The organism is Pseudorhodobacter sp. W20_MBD10_FR17 (assembly GCF_052119765.1).
Classification (GTDB): Bacteria; Pseudomonadota; Alphaproteobacteria; order Rhodobacterales; family Rhodobacteraceae; genus Pseudorhodobacter.
In genome coordinates, this window is the sequence record NZ_JBGQOQ010000002.1 from 153,412 (window position 1) to 167,527 (window position 14,116).

Genomic DNA, 14,116 nt, shown 5'->3' on the forward strand with positions numbered 1-14,116 from the left:
CGTCCCGTTTCAAAGAACAAGACTAGAGAACAGCCCCGGCCCAAACCGATCAGAAAGTTGTGCCACGGATATCGTTACTGTGCCCCCGACCGCGTCAGCCAGCTGTGCGCTGCTCGCATAGGTCCAGTTGCCTACAGCGGTCTGAACCTCTCGAACTAGATTTCCCGCAGCAAAAACCCGAATGAGATACTGCTCTTGCGCCTCTCCCAGAGGCACCTCAAACGATTCCCAACTGTCGCCATCTATCCGTGTGCGCCGCACCCAAGAAACCGCGAGTTCCCCATTTGACTGTGCCACAGCTTTCAGCTGTGCCGGCGCATAAGGGCGCAGGCCAATTCCAGAAAACGCCTCAACCAAATGCACAACATTCGCATCGTCCACACCCCGCCCAGCCGCACCAATGCGATAGTTGCGTGCCAAGCCCCGTGCAGATTGCGCCAATTCTATTTGTTGCAAGGCACTGTTCAAAAGAACGACCAAACTGCCGGCAGGCCAATTGGCGGGAGTCACCCCGTCCGTACCCAATTGGCCCCGCAAACGATGGCTTAAATCATACACCCCCGGTTCGACTAAGTGAGCATCCGAAAACTGAAAGACCTCCCAAGTGTCGGTGCTTCCGTCCCCAATCGCCACCGCATTTACCCCGTTCAATACGGCAAGCTCATCCGCTGACGAAAGCTCGCCATAACTTAGCTTTACCCGCAAGGCCTCGCCCCTATCCCACAGCCCAGGCTTGGCTGCGGCAAGATGCGTTTGGGTCACGCCAACCGTAGAAGGACGTGATATCAATCGGTTGAGGCGGTAACCTGCGTCCTCAACGGCGCTCCATACCGCGACGGATTCGGGCCAAGGCCGCGCTGTCACGGCAATATGTGGCGCGTTTTCAACCTCATCCCCTGTCAAAAGGGGCAAATCAAGAAACACGGGATACACTGGAACCGGCGCCACAAACTGATTTACCTGTCGGCGTTCATCTGCCGCGTCCGAATGCGTATAGATCGAACGCTCAATGCGAACCGCTTCAACCAGTGCCGCGTCTGTTTGTTCAATGCGGTCGATGCGGTATTGGGTGCCAGCAAGGTCAACCACATCCCCCGCCCCCAAATGCGCCAGCGAGCGCGGCAAAGCAAAGCGGGAACTATCCCGCGCAACGCGAGCCTCGGAAAGCCAACGTTCTGCAATGCTGCGCCCCTCGGCATCCGTCAAGGCAAGTGCAAGTTCGCTCTGCGATACCCCAAAGCTTTCTTCATCCGGAAAGATTGCCTCAACCTGCCGCGCACCAAAATCCGCCTCGGCCTCAACAAAGTTCAGGCGCACCCGACCGGCTGTTTCCGCCTCGGGCGTGCGCGTCGCCTCAATCGCGCCCTTCAAATCCGCGCTATCAACCAGATGCTCTCCATCCAAAATATTTGCCCTTTGGGTGCCACGCATTTGAAACACAAGCTTGCCCTCGCGCTCGATCGCTTCAAATGCATAGGCAAGCATGAGTGGCTGCAACGCTGCCCGCGCCGTTCCAACGCCTTCGGGCACATACCCACGCACCACGCCAAACAGGCCAGACACATCAAAATGTTTTAGTCCTGAGCGTTCGCAAATTTCGGCCACAACAAGCGACAGCGGCTGGTTTGCGCTGCGTCCGGTTAACCAATGGCCACGCGAATAATTCTCTCCATCGGACCAAACCTCTTGGTTGTTCGGGAATTGAGGAAATGGCCGCGCATCCCAAGCCCAGACATGCGCCCGCTCCATATCCAACATCGGCGCACCATAGAGCGCCGAGACGGGGTTGTTTTCCGCCTTTGCCCAAGTCAGCGCCATCGCACGCAAATATTGCATTTGCATCGTATCATCGCGGCGGCCGTTCGAATATTTTGGCAAACTAGATTCAGATGATTTCGGATCAAGAAACTTGTTGGGCTGGTTGGCCCCTTTGTCGATTGCGGCACACCCATATTCGGTGAAACGAATAGGCTTTGATTGTGGCATCCAATCTGTCGCTACAAGCTGACGTTCGCCATCAATCCGTTCATAGTGATCATTCAACCACCAGCTTTTCAGGTCTTTATAGCGAAACACCCAAGGCTCATCATGCGCTCCATCCTCAATTGGCAAACGGCGTTGTGCCGCCTCGCCTTCAAGGCTGTCATAATACCAATCAAACCCTTCCCCGCCCAAGACATTGCTGCTGAGATAATCCAAGTCATAGATTGATTTAAATTCAGAATCTGCGTGATCATCACCGTCACGCCAATCTGAAAGTGGCATGTAATTGTCGATACCGACAAAATCGATATTCGGGTCGGCCCAAAGCGGGTCAAGATGAAAATACACGTTCCCATCGGTCTGATACCCGAAATACTCTGTCCAATCAGCCGCATAGGTGATCTTGGTCTCTGGCCCCAAAATGCCCCGCACATCGGCGGCAAGCTGGCGCAAAGCAGCAACCGCGGGAAAACTATCCGCCGCACCCCTGATCTGGGTCAACCCTCGCATTTCAGACCCTATGCAAAACGCATCAACCCCACCCGCAAGCGCACATAAATGGGCATAATGCAGTACAAACCGCCGATAGCGCCATTCATTCGGACCCGCATAATTGACCACATTCCCGGACGTAGAAAAATCTGATGCCGATGCGGTTCCGAAAAACGCGGCGACCTCGGCTTCGGCGGCCGCACTTCGGTCAGGGCTGGCATCGCGGCCTGGTGCTACCGACAGGGTGATCCTGCCGCGCCAAGGCAGTTTCGCCTGCGTTGCCGCATCCGAATACGGGTCTGGCAATGTATTCGAATCCAATTGCTCCATAAGGATAAACGGATAAAACATGACCTCTTGGCCACCGAAACGAACAGCTGTGATCGCCTCGATGACCGATGCATCACACGGCGTACCCCCATAAATTGACCGCCCAGTCACTTTGGGAAGCTCGGCTGCCGCACCGCGTGCGATGCCTCCGGCCCGCCATGCCATAGCTGTCACGTTTTGCGCCGTTTGCTCGACCTTTGGCTGAACCAAGCAGGTCGAGCACCGCAGATCATTGCCAAACCAAGACACGATCAACGAGACCGACGCCACATTCGGCAATTCCCCGTTTAATTGTGCAAGCGAGGTCACGAAGTCACTTTTGCCCGAGGCAGAATGCACATTGGCACTTCGGCTAAGGCCCGGACCATCGTTAAAATGCAACGCAGTGGTGGCCAAAGCATACTCGCCCGTGCCCGGCATCATTGCCACAGCTTTCACTGAACGCGCCAGATCCACGGTCGTCTCGGCATAGTCGCCTTGCGCTGGCCGAACCACCTCAAAGGTCATCTGCGGCACACGGTTGCCATAACTCGACAGATCAAGATCTTCGATCACCACATAGGCAATCCCGCGATAGCTTGGCGCGTTAGCCGCCCCTTCTACCGCCGCAATCTTGGGGTCAGGCTGCTGATCTTCGGTGCCGCGATACACCCGCAGATTGATTGTATCCGGATCAATTTCCGCACCATCAGCCCAGACGCGGCCAATGGTCGAAATCTCGCCCTCACACAATGCGACAGCAAAACTAACCGTATAAGTATAGCGCGTGACACTTGATTTTGGTGCACCTTTCCCGCCGCTGCTTTGCGTGGTGGAGCTTTCTTCAAAACGCGTTGCCCAAATAATATGGCCCGCGGTGCGCATGCGCCCGTAGATTTGCGGAACAGCCGCACCCTCTGATGCCCCTGCAATCCTAAACCGGTCCACACGGCCGGTTTCAACGGCTTCCGAGCCGGACCCAAGCAAACGCTGGTCGATAACCCGGCCCAAAGTGGCGCCAATGGCACGGCCAATAACCGCACCAGACAGGCCCAAGACCGTGCCCCCAAACCCCGCCCCGGCGGCGGCCCCAACAGCTGACAGCAGAATCGTCGCCATTCATAGCACTCCTTCTGGTATTTCAAACCGCGCAATCACGCGTCGCCCCCACGGCTCGGACAACGGGCTTTCAATGACACCATGCCCCGTATAGGCATGAATAAAGCTGGGATTGGGGGCACAAGGCCCCGCGATCCCGATATGTTTAGCAACACTGCCTTGGCGCATGCGAAACAACAGCACATCGCCCGCCCCCTTATGGCCCTTAGCCACAGGCCGCAACCAGCGAAACGCCGCACGCATTAAGACCTCATCACGCCCCGGCTCTGCCCAATCGGCAGTATAGGCGGGGACGCGTTCAGGCTCTTGCCCCAACACAACCCGCCAAACGCCGCGCAACAGGCCGAGGCAATCTGTCCCCGCCCCTTTTACGCTGGCCTGATGAACATAGGGCGTGCCAATCCAGCTTCGCGCCTCGGCAACAATGCGGTCTTGATGCGGGTTCATCGCACCAGGCTCCCGCCATCGTTCGACTGCGACGAGATCGGATATGACGTTAGCCATTCTTCACCCGGAATATCCGGAAATCCCCGAAAATTCAGAAAGTTATCAAACTTCAACCGGCAGGTTTCGCCGCGTTTGTCACAGCCCGCCTCTAGCCTGACAACATCACCAACCTCAAGCTTTGGGCCGAGCCCCTGCCACAGTTCCACCTTCCGCCCGCCACTGACAATCCGATCATTTTTGACAATGCCGATCACCCCCGTCGCAGCGCCAGTAAGCGCCTTCAGACGGCCTTTTTCAAACCACCGGTCCTCAAACTCCGAAAGATCCGAGAAAACCAACACACGATTTTCAGAAATGGATTCCACCATCAACTCGGTCGAATAGCCCGGCTGCGACAGGTCAAACCCGCACTTCCCATCGCCCAGAATGGCGGGGCAACTGCGCTGAAACGCGCGGCCCTGCGGTTGGTTCAGTGCCTCGGTCAAGCCCCGTAATTCGGCCTGAAATGCACCGCCCGCGCGTGTTATCTCGCCAATCGTACCGCGAAACGTCAGGGCACGGCTTTCGGTATCGGTCCAGTTCACGTCCCAACCAATCAAATCAGCACCGTCAAACCTGCCTGCCAAAATATCTGCCTCGGTCATTCCCAGATCAGACAAGGCCCCGGCAGCCTCGGTATTATCAACCGACAAACCGGTGGTCTGCTGCAAGGCCCGCGCTGTAAGGCCCGAATTGGCAGCGTAAGTTTTACCGCCAAAATCAAGATCAGTATCGTGGTCGGTAAAGCCAAACCAAAACCCATCTTTGCGCAAAATTTCCCAAGCATGACAAACGGTTGTGGTTCCCGTCGCCAAATGTTCATACAGCCCCTCTGCACCCGCCATCAAACTCTCAGCTCCAATACTGGCACACTCGGCACACTGCCTGCGCGAAAGCTCTCAACCGAGGTTTGGATCTGGTCGGTATCAAAGCGCACTGGCACGTCAAACTCGAACCCGGCAGTGATACGCACGCCGGGGTCCGGCGGTGTGGGAAAAGAAATCTGGCCGCGCGTCACATCAACCGAAAATTCCAGGGACTCCACCTTTGGGTCACCCGCGATCGCCACCAAGACCGTACCCAAAACGGGCTTTACAATGGGGCGCACATAGCTTTGCTCGCCCGATTGATAGGTTTTGGACAACGAAAAAACCAACCGTTCGCCGTCACCCAGCCCAATAAGCTGATCATCCGCCGACACCGTCTTTGACGGCAAACAGGATTTATAGTCCGGCCAATCCTTCCACCGAAAGCCGAACAGCTGGCCGCGCCGCGCCTCGTAAAACGCGATCAGCGCCTCGACATCATCAAGACTGCGCAGGCTGACCCCCGCGTCATAATGCCTGCGCGAATGGGCCCAAGGGGTGTTGCGCTCTTCAAACCCGTTGGCAAGCGTCACAATCTCGGTACGCCGTTCAGGCCCACCAACCGACCCAAAGCTAAGGTTTGCCGGAAACCGTATCTCATGAAATCCCATAACCTGCCCTTACCTATTCCGTTGCCCGCGTGACAAAGCCCGCGACGCTTGCGCCGCAATCTGGCTTTGACTGCGCTGAAAGCCTGCGACATCGGGCGAAGAAATATTCATCACCACTGTCACCGATTGCCCCCCGCCCGCCGATTGCACGCCAAGTCGCCCATCCGCGCCGCGCGCCAATGGCATAATCGCCTCTGGCCCCGCCTCACCCATCAACCCGGTAGCGCCCCGCATTGGAAAATGGGTTGGCGATGATACAACGCCGCCCTTGGCAAAGGGCATCACACGTCCTTGTGCAAACGCGCCGCCATTGGCAAAGGGCATTACCCCGCTTAACAGCGAATTCACCCCATTCGCCACAAGACCGCCAAGCGCGTTTTGGACCGGTTTCATCGCCACCGCATACACCGTGTCAATCATCGTCTGGGCGACCCCGTTCAGCGCATCCGACAGCTTAACCCCGTCAAAAACCAACCCGTCAAAGGCCCGCCGCAGCCCGCCACCAATGCTGGTCGACAGCGTGTTCACCTCGCGCCCTGTGAAAACAAGGCTCTCCCGCATCCGCGAAAGCTCACTCTCAAACGCGCCCACCATGCCGCCTGCACCGTCCAACGATACCTCAAGCGCGGCAATCTGGTCTTCCAATCCGGATATATCAGCCATCTGTCGGCTCCCTTTTCACATCTGGAAAAGCACGCGCCAAATCCTCAAGGCGCGCGCGGGTTAACGGGGCAGCGCTGGCCTGCGCACCCAGCTTGATGCGCAGTTCTACCGGCGTCAGCCGCCAAAACGCATCAGGCTGTAGGCCCAAACCGTGCAGGCCCACCTGCATCAGCCCTGCCCAATCGATCCCTGTCATGTCTCACCCGGGGTCGCAAAAGCCCGCGCCAACAGCTCGGCCGCACAGCGTGCTGCCTCGACTGGCCCACCGCCAATATCGACAGTGCGCAAATCCGCCGCCGTACCTTGCCAACCACCGCCACGCAGGCCCGCCACCAACAGTGCCAGCACATCCCGCGTCGAAAATCGTCCAGCTTCAAACCGCTCGACCAACTCAATCAGTGAGCCAGTTTCCAACACCGCCTCCAACTCGGCCAGCGCTCCCAGCGTCAGCTTGGCCACATAGCGTGTGCCGTCCAGCACGACCGCCACCTCTCCTGCCCAAGGGTTCGCCATCATAGCGCCGTAAACGTCAAAGCACCGGCCGAGGCCATCGTCATCTCATAGGTTGCCTCGCCATTGTGGTTGCCCGAATACTCAATAGACGACAGCTGGAACGGCCCCTCAACAACGCCGAAATCAGGGATAATCACTTGAAAAGACGGGATTTCGGCGTCAAAGAAAATCTGGCGCGCGCGCTCATCAGTGCTGGCATCGCGAAACACACCCGACCCGGAAATCGACGCCGTCTTCACGCCAGCCCCCGCCAACAATTCACGCCAGCCGCCGCTGCTTTCCAGGCTCGTCACATCCACTGTTTCGGCGTTGAAACTGATGCGCGAGGCCCGCAAGCCCGCAATCGTCTCGAAACTCCCGTCGCCGACCATATCCAGTTTGATCAACAGATCCTTACCGTTTTGAACAGCCATCGCACATCTCCATTTTTGAAAGATCACCTTGCCCAAACGGGCATAGGCCTAGTCCTCAACCCGCGCCCGAAAGCTCAGATCAATCCGCCGCGTCAAGCCGGTGTCCAACCGCCGCGCCTTGGCCTTTAAAAACCGCAAGCCCACCAAATTCCCGCGCGTCAACGCCAGCGGCGCATCGATCAGCGCATCCGATACCGCAACCGCCACATCCTTGGCCGCCTGAAACCCCGCCGCATCCGAAATCACGGCCACGGTAAGGCGATGCTCGGCACCGCCGCCGGTTTTATCCGACTGGTCAATCACATCCTCGGGCCCGATCAACACAAACGTCCCTGTGCCACTGCCCGACGGCATCGCATCCAACACCGACACCCCCGCAAGCGTCGCAGTCTCCGTCAATCGCCCATAAATCGCGGCCTGAAGCGCCGCCGCGGCCCCATAGCTCATGACGGCACCTCCTCGCGTACAAAGCACACCAAATAGCGCCCGGTATCATCGCGCTCTGTCACTGCCAGAATGGTAAAAATCCGCGCGTCTTCACGAAACCGCTGCCCTGCGACAGGGCGCGACGCCGCCCCCTGCGGTGCCCCCCGCACCGTGATGCGATAAGGTACGGTCGATAAAACCACCTCCTCGCCCGATGTATCGCGCCCTGTGCCGGGCAAAACCTCGGCCCAAAGCGTGCCAATTACGGCCCAACTCAACGCAATCCCGCCCATGCCATCGACGGTTTCAACCGGCCCTTCCAGCACCAGCGCGCGTGACAGGTTTACCCCCTTCATGCGCCCGCCCCCCCCAGCACCCGTACCGTGCGCCAACGCTCGATCAACGTGACCACACCAAAAGGCAGGCCTGCATCGCCGCTCATCCCACCATCATGGCGGCGCTCGTAATACTCGGCCGCCAGCATCAACACGGCCTGCGCCAGATCAGCTGGCACATCGGCCCAATCCGGCCCAAAGCCCGCAACGAAGGTCACCTCGACCGCACCGCCCATCGGTACCTGCGGCAGCATAAACCCTTGGGGCTGAACTTTGGGCCGGTGAATATCTTGCACCAAACGGTACAAAGACGCAGGGATGACCTCTACCGCCCCCTCTCTGTCAAACAGCGAGATCTGAGTGATGCTGCGCACGGGGGCCACCGGCAAGGCCTGCTCACCACCGCCGCGCCAATCCTCCAGCCGCCACAAATAGCCGCGTTCAATCAACACCTTGCCAATGCGGCCCTCAATCGCCGCCATGGCCGCACGCAGATAGCTCTCAATCAGCCCATCCTGCATCCCGTCATCGGCAAACCCGGTGCCAAGCCGCAGATGGTTTTTCAACGCCTGCACCGGCAAGGCCAGCGTAGGAACCGTTGTCTGCTCGATCAACATCATCTCTTATTCTCCGATAAATCTGCCTAAAACCGTCGGCCAAAAATTGGACGCACACCCCGCATCGCTCGATCGGGTGGGAGCAGCTAGACGACCCGGGTCAGGGTCGAACCCAAGTGCGCGCCCAAAATCCGACCCCTTTTCTAAGGGTCGGGCCTTCGCAGTCGCCGCTTAAGACACCGCGAATTTCAGCAGTTTGATTGCCGCAAAGTCGGAAACATCGCCGCCCACGCGCTTGGTCGCATAGAACAAAACATGTGGTTTCGCGCTAAAGGGGTCACGCATAACCCGCAGGTCAGGACGCTCGGCAATCGTGTAGCCATTGGCAAAATCACCAAAGGCAACCGCATAGGCCCCTGCCGCAATATCCGGCATATCCTCGGCAATCAGCACCGGATAGCCCATGAGGCGTGCAGGCTCACCAGCCGCCAGACCATCCGACCACAAGAAGCGGCCATCGGCATCTTTCATCTTACGCACGGCCCCTGCGGTTTTCGAGTTCATCACGAAACTCGCATTGGCGCGGTAGGTCGCATCCAGCGCATAAACCAGATCCACGATCGCATCGACTGGGTTGGCCGCTTGGAAATCACCAGCCTCACCAGTCGCGATATAACCAAGGTTGCCCCAAGTCCAAACATCATCCGCCACCGCCGTATGGTTTAGGAAACCGCGCGGTTTATCGACACCATTGCCCGCCACAAAAGACGCAGCCTCGGCGCGCATAAACTTGTCAGCGATACGGCCTGCAAGCCAGCCCTCAACGTCAAATGCCGCGTCATCCAACAAACGCTGGCTGGCCTTTGGCATCGCGGACAGTTCGTGCAGCGGGATCGAGATACGCTCAATCGTCGGGGCACCGGTTTCCACCTGCGGCCCGCTTTCGGTTGCCCAGCCAGACCCCACGTCGGTGTGGTCAATCAGCACATCAAACGACGTCGCCTCAACCTGCACCACATTCGCAATTGCACGGATTGACGAGGTCGATTTCAGGCTCGACCGAATGCTATCCGCCGTCTGCGGGTCGACCAAATAGCCACCCTCGGCATTGACCGACGTGTTCAGGCCTTTGCCTTCCAGCACAAGGCCGCGCAGGCCGTCATCATCCCCCGAACGCAAATACGCATCAAAGGCTTTCATATGGGGCACTTCCACATCCGCGTGGGCGGAAAGTGCCGGGCGGCCGTAGGTCATCGATTTGCGATCAAGCATGGTCATACGCTCTTCCTGTTGTTGCAACGCTGTCTTCACTTCGGCCTGAAAGCCGCTGAATTCTTTCAAAAATCCGGCCATTGCGGATTTCACTTCCGCACCCGGATGCTGGGCCTCAGGGAATACTTCCCCAGCCCGAGCCTTTACCTCGGTCATCATTAATTCCTTTTGGGTTTCAGTCGTGAAAGCCGCTTTAGCGGGCGGCTAAGTCCCGGCGCGCATCCTCAAAAATCTGCGCCACACTGCGCCAAGTGTCGGCAAGCGCATCGCCCTTCGCCGCCACCCGTGCTTCGGAAAGCATCGGGAACGTCACCAGTGACACCTCCCAAAGCTCCAGTTCCGACAAAAGCCGCTGGCCTTTGCCATCCTTTTCGGCCCGCAACGTGCGGTAGCCGATAGAAAGCCCGTCAATCGCGCCAGCAGCCAGCAGTGCCGCCGCCTCGCGCCCCTTTTCCACATCGGTCAGAATGCGGCCTTTGACAAACAGGCCGGTGCCATCTTCTCGCACTTCATCCCACACGCCGATAGGCTGTTGGGGGTCATGCTGCCACAGCATTTTCACCCGCCGATTTGATGCCGCCAACGCCTTCAGACTGCCTGCATAAGCGCCCTTTTGCACCACATCGCCGCCCTGATCGCGCTTGCCAAACAGGCTTGCATAGCCCTCAATCAGCCGCCCATCCGTCACGATCAGCCCCGCCTCAGGCGCATGGTACTTACGCTCGGGCGCGCCATGATTATCCATATATCCCATAATCTTACCTCATTGCCGCTTTCAGTACAGCCTCGGCCCCCTGCGCCAGCAGAAAGGCCGCAACCCCGTAAACGCCCAGCCAGATCCGCCGCTCCAACCTGTCCAGCGTGCCCTCTATCTGGCCCAGCCGGTATTCCAGGCCCGACCAGCGCTCCTCGGCCACCCGCTCATTCGCATCAATCCGTGCTTGCGTCGCGTCAAAGCTGTCGTATAAATAGCGCGAGCCGCCGGCCTCTTTGCCGCGCGGGCTCATTCATCTACAGCCAAAACCGGCAGCCCAAGGATGGATCGCTTTTCGGCCTGTGTCAGAAAATCCGCCGCCCCCACGCGCGCCCATTGCTGGTCACGCTCGGTCGCAAGCGCATGCACCTGGTCCAAATCGGGCTTCAGTTCGACCTCTTCGCCGCTAAACCCCGACAACCAATGCGACAGGTTCGCCGCCACTTTGGTCACCAACGGCAACACTGTCAGGCGAAAGAAAGCGCGGTTGGCCTCTTGATAATTGGCATAGGTCGCGTCGCCTGGAATCCCCATCAGCATCGGCGGCACACCAAAGGCAATCGCGATTTCCCGCGCCGCGGCCTCTTTGGTCTTTTGGAACTCCATATCTGACGGGCTAAACCCCATCGGCTTCCAATCAAGCCCGCCTTCCAGCAGCATCGGCCGCCCCGCATTGCGCGCGCCTTGGTGATGCGAGGCCATCTCGTTCAGCAACCGGTCATACTGGTCATTCGACAACTGTGATTGCCCATCCGCGCCTTTGTAAATGATCGCCCCGCTTGGCCGCGCGGCATTATCCAACAACGCCTTAGACCAATGCGAGGCCGAGACATGCACATCCAGCGCAACCGCCGCCGCCTGCATCGGCGAAAACCCGTAATGGTCATCTTGCGGATGAAAATTGCGGATATGGCAAATCGGGTTCAACCCCGTGGTCATATCAAACCGATGCTTGCGGGCACCCACAGTATAGTCATAGGCCACCGGCCAGCCATCCGCCCCTGGCACCAGGCTCATCCGGTCCGACCGCAACACATGCAGCTCTGAGGGCAGCAAATCCACGCCTTGCACCGCCTCAAGATATGCATTGCCAGACAGCAAAAGCTGACCATAAAGCGCCTCAAACAGCTCGGCCCGCCCTTGCATCTGGTTTGGGCGGCGCAGCAGTGTCAGCAATGGATGCACGTCAAACCGCCGCTCGCAATCTTGCAAAACCAACGGCATAGACGCCGCCGTTTCCGCAATCAGTTTCACCGCACGAAACCCGATCGGGTTGCCAAGAAACCCCGTCTTGGTCAGGCTCACAGTGTCACGCGGGCTCCAGGCCACACGGCCCGTGCTGGAATAATTGATCACCGGCCCCGTGGCCGACGCCTTTTGTTCCGGCACCGCAACCTCGCTGCGTTTCAGGAAATCGAAAACCATCTGGGTCAGCTCCTTTTGTCTTTGTCTGCGGGCCCGTAGCGGTGGCCCCCTCGACTTGAAAACAATCTGATCGAAATTGATTAAAAAGCGTTAAAGTGTGCGAACGGTGGGGCGTTGCCACTTGGCCGACGCATCCAAAATCAAATCCGTCAGCGCCCAAACCAGCGCATCCACGCGGTCAGGGCTGCCCTTGCCTTGAAAGCCTGTGCCGGTCATCTGGCACATCTGGTCCTCCAACGTGCCAAGGTTCGGCAAATGCAGCACGCGCCCCTGCTCATAGAGCGCAGCCACAGGCTCGGCCCGCACGGTTTTACCCCGTGTCGCACGCACAGCACGGTAAGCCACCAGCGGGTCAATCTGGCGCATAATGCTTTCCACCATGTCGCCGCCTTGGTTCACCTCGGCCACCACACGGTCCGCCCCATGCCGCTCTTTGGCGGCAATCACCGCCCGCGCCCAAGTATCGGGCGAGGCCGCCTTGACGCTCGCATCCTCTAACACATAAGCCCGCCAAGTTTGCGGCGGCCCCTCGGTCACCGCCCCCACAACCAAAATCCCGCATTCATCCGATCCGGCATGGCCCGTCACCGGCGGGTCTACTGCCACCACAATGCGGCTCAGCGCAGGCGCACGCTCCACCCGCCCAGCCTCTAGCCGCGCAAGGGTCCACATCGCGCCTTCGGCTTCTTCCAACAGCACACCCTCAATTTCTTGTCGCCCCAGCGCCGTGCCTGCATAGCGCCGCTCGACCTCTTCAAGGAAAGACGCCGCCAGATTGGCACGGTTGGCCTGCGTAGGCGCATGGGTTGAAACGGTCGACGGGTTTTTCAACACGGCCTTCAACACCGCGACATTCTTGGGCGTGGTCGTGACAACTTGCTGCGGATGGTCCCCCAACCGCAGCGCAAATTGCAACATGTCCCACGTGTTCTGCGCGTTCGGCCATTTCGCCAACTCATCCACCCACGCTGCATCAAACTGCGGGCCCCGCAACTTCTCGGGGTTGCTGGCGGAATAGACCCGCGCCTCCGCCCCATTCGCCCAGACCAACCGCTCACGCCCCGCCTCCCACTTCGGGCGCCTGTCGGGCGGGGAGCACGCCAAAATCCCGCTCTCCCCAAAAACCATTACATCACGAACCTGATCGACGGTCTCACCAACCAGCGCCACACACCGCGCGCGACCCAAATCCTGCGGCAAAGGTCCCTCAACCTGCGCGCGCACCCACTCTGCACCGGCGCGGGTTTTCCCCGCCCCGCGCCCCCCCATAATCACCCAGCTTTTCCATGCCCCCTCAGGCGGTAATTGATGCGGCAAGGCCCAAAACTCGAACAACCACGGCAGCGCCAGCAACGCATTTTCGCTCAAGCCCTCCAAAAACTCACTCACCACTTCCGGCGTTGCGGAGGCGAGCCAACCTGCGCCCGATTTCATCGCGCGCGGCGTCAAGGTCGAGGATTTCTTCCCCGATAACACAAGCGGTATCTCTGCGGAGTTTTTCAATTTTTGTCCTTTCATCCATCACCAGTTGGAACGCGGCTTTCAAATCACGCGCCGCTTGCAATGCCGCTTTGGCATCGTTTGCATCGCCCGATTTTGCCGCCTTCACCGCCCGCGCCAGCCCCAAACCTGCGTCGCGGAACATCTCTTCCGTGGCATCCAGCAACTCTGCCATCTGCCCCTCTAGCCTTAGGAAATTTGTTGTCATTGATGTTTTGCCCATGCCTCTCGCTGCCCGAACGAGAGAATTGAAAAAGCGGCACTGGGGTCACCCCCAGGCCGCTTGCCCAACTCTTCCAGCATGTCATAAGTGGTACCGCAGACCGCGCGGTAAGTCAAGTTTTTTCAGCGTAAAATCAAATGGTTAACAGGTCGATCCAGCAACATCCTGT

At 58.7% G+C, this 14,116-nt stretch carries 17 protein-coding genes; all 17 read right to left on the bottom strand.

Annotated features, from left to right (window positions below):
* Window positions 1-9: 9 nt before the first annotated feature.
* Window positions 10-3,903 carry a baseplate multidomain protein megatron gene (locus ACEN2J_RS02265; protein ID WP_442102921.1) on the bottom strand — a complete coding sequence of 1,298 codons (3,894 nt, stop codon included), beginning with the start codon at window positions 3,901-3,903 and terminating at the stop codon, window positions 10-12.
* Entirely contained in the window at window positions 3,904-4,350 is a 447-nt protein-coding gene (locus ACEN2J_RS02270; protein ID WP_442102923.1) for an NlpC/P60 family protein, read from the bottom strand.
* Window positions 4,347-5,234: a DUF2163 domain-containing protein gene (locus ACEN2J_RS02275; RefSeq protein WP_442102924.1), complete on the bottom strand. Its 888-nt coding sequence runs from the start codon at window positions 5,232-5,234 to the stop codon at window positions 4,347-4,349. Before ACEN2J_RS02275 ends, ACEN2J_RS02270 begins: the two co-directional genes overlap by 4 nt.
* Entirely contained in the window at window positions 5,234-5,866 is a 633-nt protein-coding gene (locus ACEN2J_RS02280; protein ID WP_442102926.1) for a phage distal tail protein, Rcc01695 family, read from the bottom strand. The genes ACEN2J_RS02275 and ACEN2J_RS02280 overlap by 1 nt, the downstream gene beginning before the upstream one ends.
* A gap of 9 nt (window positions 5,867-5,875) precedes the next feature.
* Window positions 5,876-6,529 (bottom strand): phage tail tape measure protein, encoded by a 654-nt coding sequence (locus tag ACEN2J_RS02285; protein ID WP_442102928.1) that lies wholly within the window; start codon window positions 6,527-6,529, stop codon window positions 5,876-5,878.
* Window positions 6,522-6,725 (bottom strand): rcc01693 family protein, encoded by a 204-nt coding sequence (locus ACEN2J_RS02290; protein WP_442102930.1) that lies wholly within the window; start codon window positions 6,723-6,725, stop codon window positions 6,522-6,524. The genes ACEN2J_RS02285 and ACEN2J_RS02290 overlap by 8 nt, the downstream gene beginning before the upstream one ends.
* Complete coding sequence (locus tag ACEN2J_RS02295; protein WP_442102932.1) at window positions 6,722-7,042, bottom strand: gene transfer agent family protein; 321 nt, start codon at window positions 7,040-7,042, stop codon at window positions 6,722-6,724. Before ACEN2J_RS02295 ends, ACEN2J_RS02290 begins: the two co-directional genes overlap by 4 nt.
* Window positions 7,042-7,455, bottom strand: a complete 414-nt coding sequence (locus tag ACEN2J_RS02300; protein ID WP_442102934.1) for a phage major tail protein, TP901-1 family — start codon at window positions 7,453-7,455, stop codon at window positions 7,042-7,044. Before ACEN2J_RS02300 ends, ACEN2J_RS02295 begins: the two co-directional genes overlap by 1 nt.
* Before the next feature lie 48 nt (window positions 7,456-7,503).
* Complete coding sequence (locus ACEN2J_RS02305) at window positions 7,504-7,902, bottom strand: DUF3168 domain-containing protein (RefSeq protein ID WP_442102936.1); 399 nt, start codon at window positions 7,900-7,902, stop codon at window positions 7,504-7,506.
* A complete protein-coding gene (locus ACEN2J_RS02310) occupies window positions 7,899-8,237 on the bottom strand; it encodes a head-tail adaptor protein (protein ID WP_442102938.1) in 339 nt (112 codons plus the stop codon). Before ACEN2J_RS02310 ends, ACEN2J_RS02305 begins: the two co-directional genes overlap by 4 nt.
* A complete protein-coding gene (locus ACEN2J_RS02315; protein ID WP_442102940.1) occupies window positions 8,234-8,836 on the bottom strand; it encodes a head-tail connector protein in 603 nt (200 codons plus the stop codon). The genes ACEN2J_RS02310 and ACEN2J_RS02315 overlap by 4 nt, the downstream gene beginning before the upstream one ends.
* 168 nt (window positions 8,837-9,004) lie before the next feature.
* A complete protein-coding gene (locus tag ACEN2J_RS02320) occupies window positions 9,005-10,201 on the bottom strand; it encodes a phage major capsid protein (protein ID WP_442102942.1) in 1,197 nt (398 codons plus the stop codon).
* Between the two features lie 37 nt (window positions 10,202-10,238).
* Window positions 10,239-10,790, bottom strand: a complete 552-nt coding sequence (locus tag ACEN2J_RS02325) for an HK97 family phage prohead protease (protein WP_442103042.1) — start codon at window positions 10,788-10,790, stop codon at window positions 10,239-10,241.
* A 13-nt stretch (window positions 10,791-10,803) separates the two neighbouring features.
* Window positions 10,804-11,052, bottom strand: a complete 249-nt coding sequence (locus ACEN2J_RS02330; RefSeq protein ID WP_442102944.1) for a GTA head formation protein, RCAP_rcc01685 family — start codon at window positions 11,050-11,052, stop codon at window positions 10,804-10,806.
* Window positions 11,049-12,224 (bottom strand): phage portal protein, encoded by a 1,176-nt coding sequence (locus tag ACEN2J_RS02335; protein ID WP_442102946.1) that lies wholly within the window; start codon window positions 12,222-12,224, stop codon window positions 11,049-11,051. The genes ACEN2J_RS02330 and ACEN2J_RS02335 overlap by 4 nt, the downstream gene beginning before the upstream one ends.
* Before the next feature lie 90 nt (window positions 12,225-12,314).
* A complete protein-coding gene (locus ACEN2J_RS02340; RefSeq protein ID WP_442102948.1) occupies window positions 12,315-13,658 on the bottom strand; it encodes a DNA-packaging protein in 1,344 nt (447 codons plus the stop codon).
* Window positions 13,606-13,932, bottom strand: coding sequence for a hypothetical protein (locus tag ACEN2J_RS02345; RefSeq protein WP_442102950.1), 327 nt, complete (start codon window positions 13,930-13,932; stop codon window positions 13,606-13,608). Before ACEN2J_RS02345 ends, ACEN2J_RS02340 begins: the two co-directional genes overlap by 53 nt.
* Window positions 13,933-14,116 lie beyond the last annotated feature (184 nt).

Excerpts from the sequence above, each read along its gene's own strand:
- ACEN2J_RS02265 (WP_442102921.1), bottom strand. The coding sequence starts at position 3,903 with ATGGCGACGATTCTGCTGTCAGCTGTTGGGGCCGCCGCCGGGGCGGGG.
- ACEN2J_RS02270 (WP_442102923.1), bottom strand. The coding sequence starts at position 4,350 with ATGAACCCGCATCAAGACCGCATTGTTGCCGAGGCGCGAAGCTGGATT.
- ACEN2J_RS02275 (WP_442102924.1), bottom strand. The coding sequence starts at position 5,234 with ATGGCGGGTGCAGAGGGGCTGTATGAACATTTGGCGACGGGAACCACA.
- ACEN2J_RS02280 (WP_442102926.1), bottom strand. The coding sequence starts at position 5,866 with ATGGGATTTCATGAGATACGGTTTCCGGCAAACCTTAGCTTTGGGTCG.
- ACEN2J_RS02285 (WP_442102928.1), bottom strand. The coding sequence starts at position 6,529 with ATGGCTGATATATCCGGATTGGAAGACCAGATTGCCGCGCTTGAGGTA.
- ACEN2J_RS02290 (WP_442102930.1), bottom strand. The coding sequence starts at position 6,725 with ATGACAGGGATCGATTGGGCAGGGCTGATGCAGGTGGGCCTGCACGGT.
- ACEN2J_RS02295 (WP_442102932.1), bottom strand. The coding sequence starts at position 7,042 with ATGGCGAACCCTTGGGCAGGAGAGGTGGCGGTCGTGCTGGACGGCACA.
- ACEN2J_RS02300 (WP_442102934.1), bottom strand. The coding sequence starts at position 7,455 with ATGGCTGTTCAAAACGGTAAGGATCTGTTGATCAAACTGGATATGGTC.
- ACEN2J_RS02305 (WP_442102936.1), bottom strand. The coding sequence starts at position 7,902 with ATGAGCTATGGGGCCGCGGCGGCGCTTCAGGCCGCGATTTATGGGCGA.
- ACEN2J_RS02310 (WP_442102938.1), bottom strand. The coding sequence starts at position 8,237 with ATGAAGGGGGTAAACCTGTCACGCGCGCTGGTGCTGGAAGGGCCGGTT.
- ACEN2J_RS02315 (WP_442102940.1), bottom strand. The coding sequence starts at position 8,836 with ATGATGTTGATCGAGCAGACAACGGTTCCTACGCTGGCCTTGCCGGTG.
- ACEN2J_RS02320 (WP_442102942.1), bottom strand. The coding sequence starts at position 10,201 with ATGACCGAGGTAAAGGCTCGGGCTGGGGAAGTATTCCCTGAGGCCCAG.
- ACEN2J_RS02325 (WP_442103042.1), bottom strand. The coding sequence starts at position 10,790 with ATGGATAATCATGGCGCGCCCGAGCGTAAGTACCATGCGCCTGAGGCG.
- ACEN2J_RS02330 (WP_442102944.1), bottom strand. The coding sequence starts at position 11,052 with ATGAGCCCGCGCGGCAAAGAGGCCGGCGGCTCGCGCTATTTATACGAC.
- ACEN2J_RS02335 (WP_442102946.1), bottom strand. The coding sequence starts at position 12,224 with ATGGTTTTCGATTTCCTGAAACGCAGCGAGGTTGCGGTGCCGGAACAA.
- ACEN2J_RS02340 (WP_442102948.1), bottom strand. The coding sequence starts at position 13,658 with ATGAAATCGGGCGCAGGTTGGCTCGCCTCCGCAACGCCGGAAGTGGTG.
- ACEN2J_RS02345 (WP_442102950.1), bottom strand. The coding sequence starts at position 13,932 with ATGACAACAAATTTCCTAAGGCTAGAGGGGCAGATGGCAGAGTTGCTG.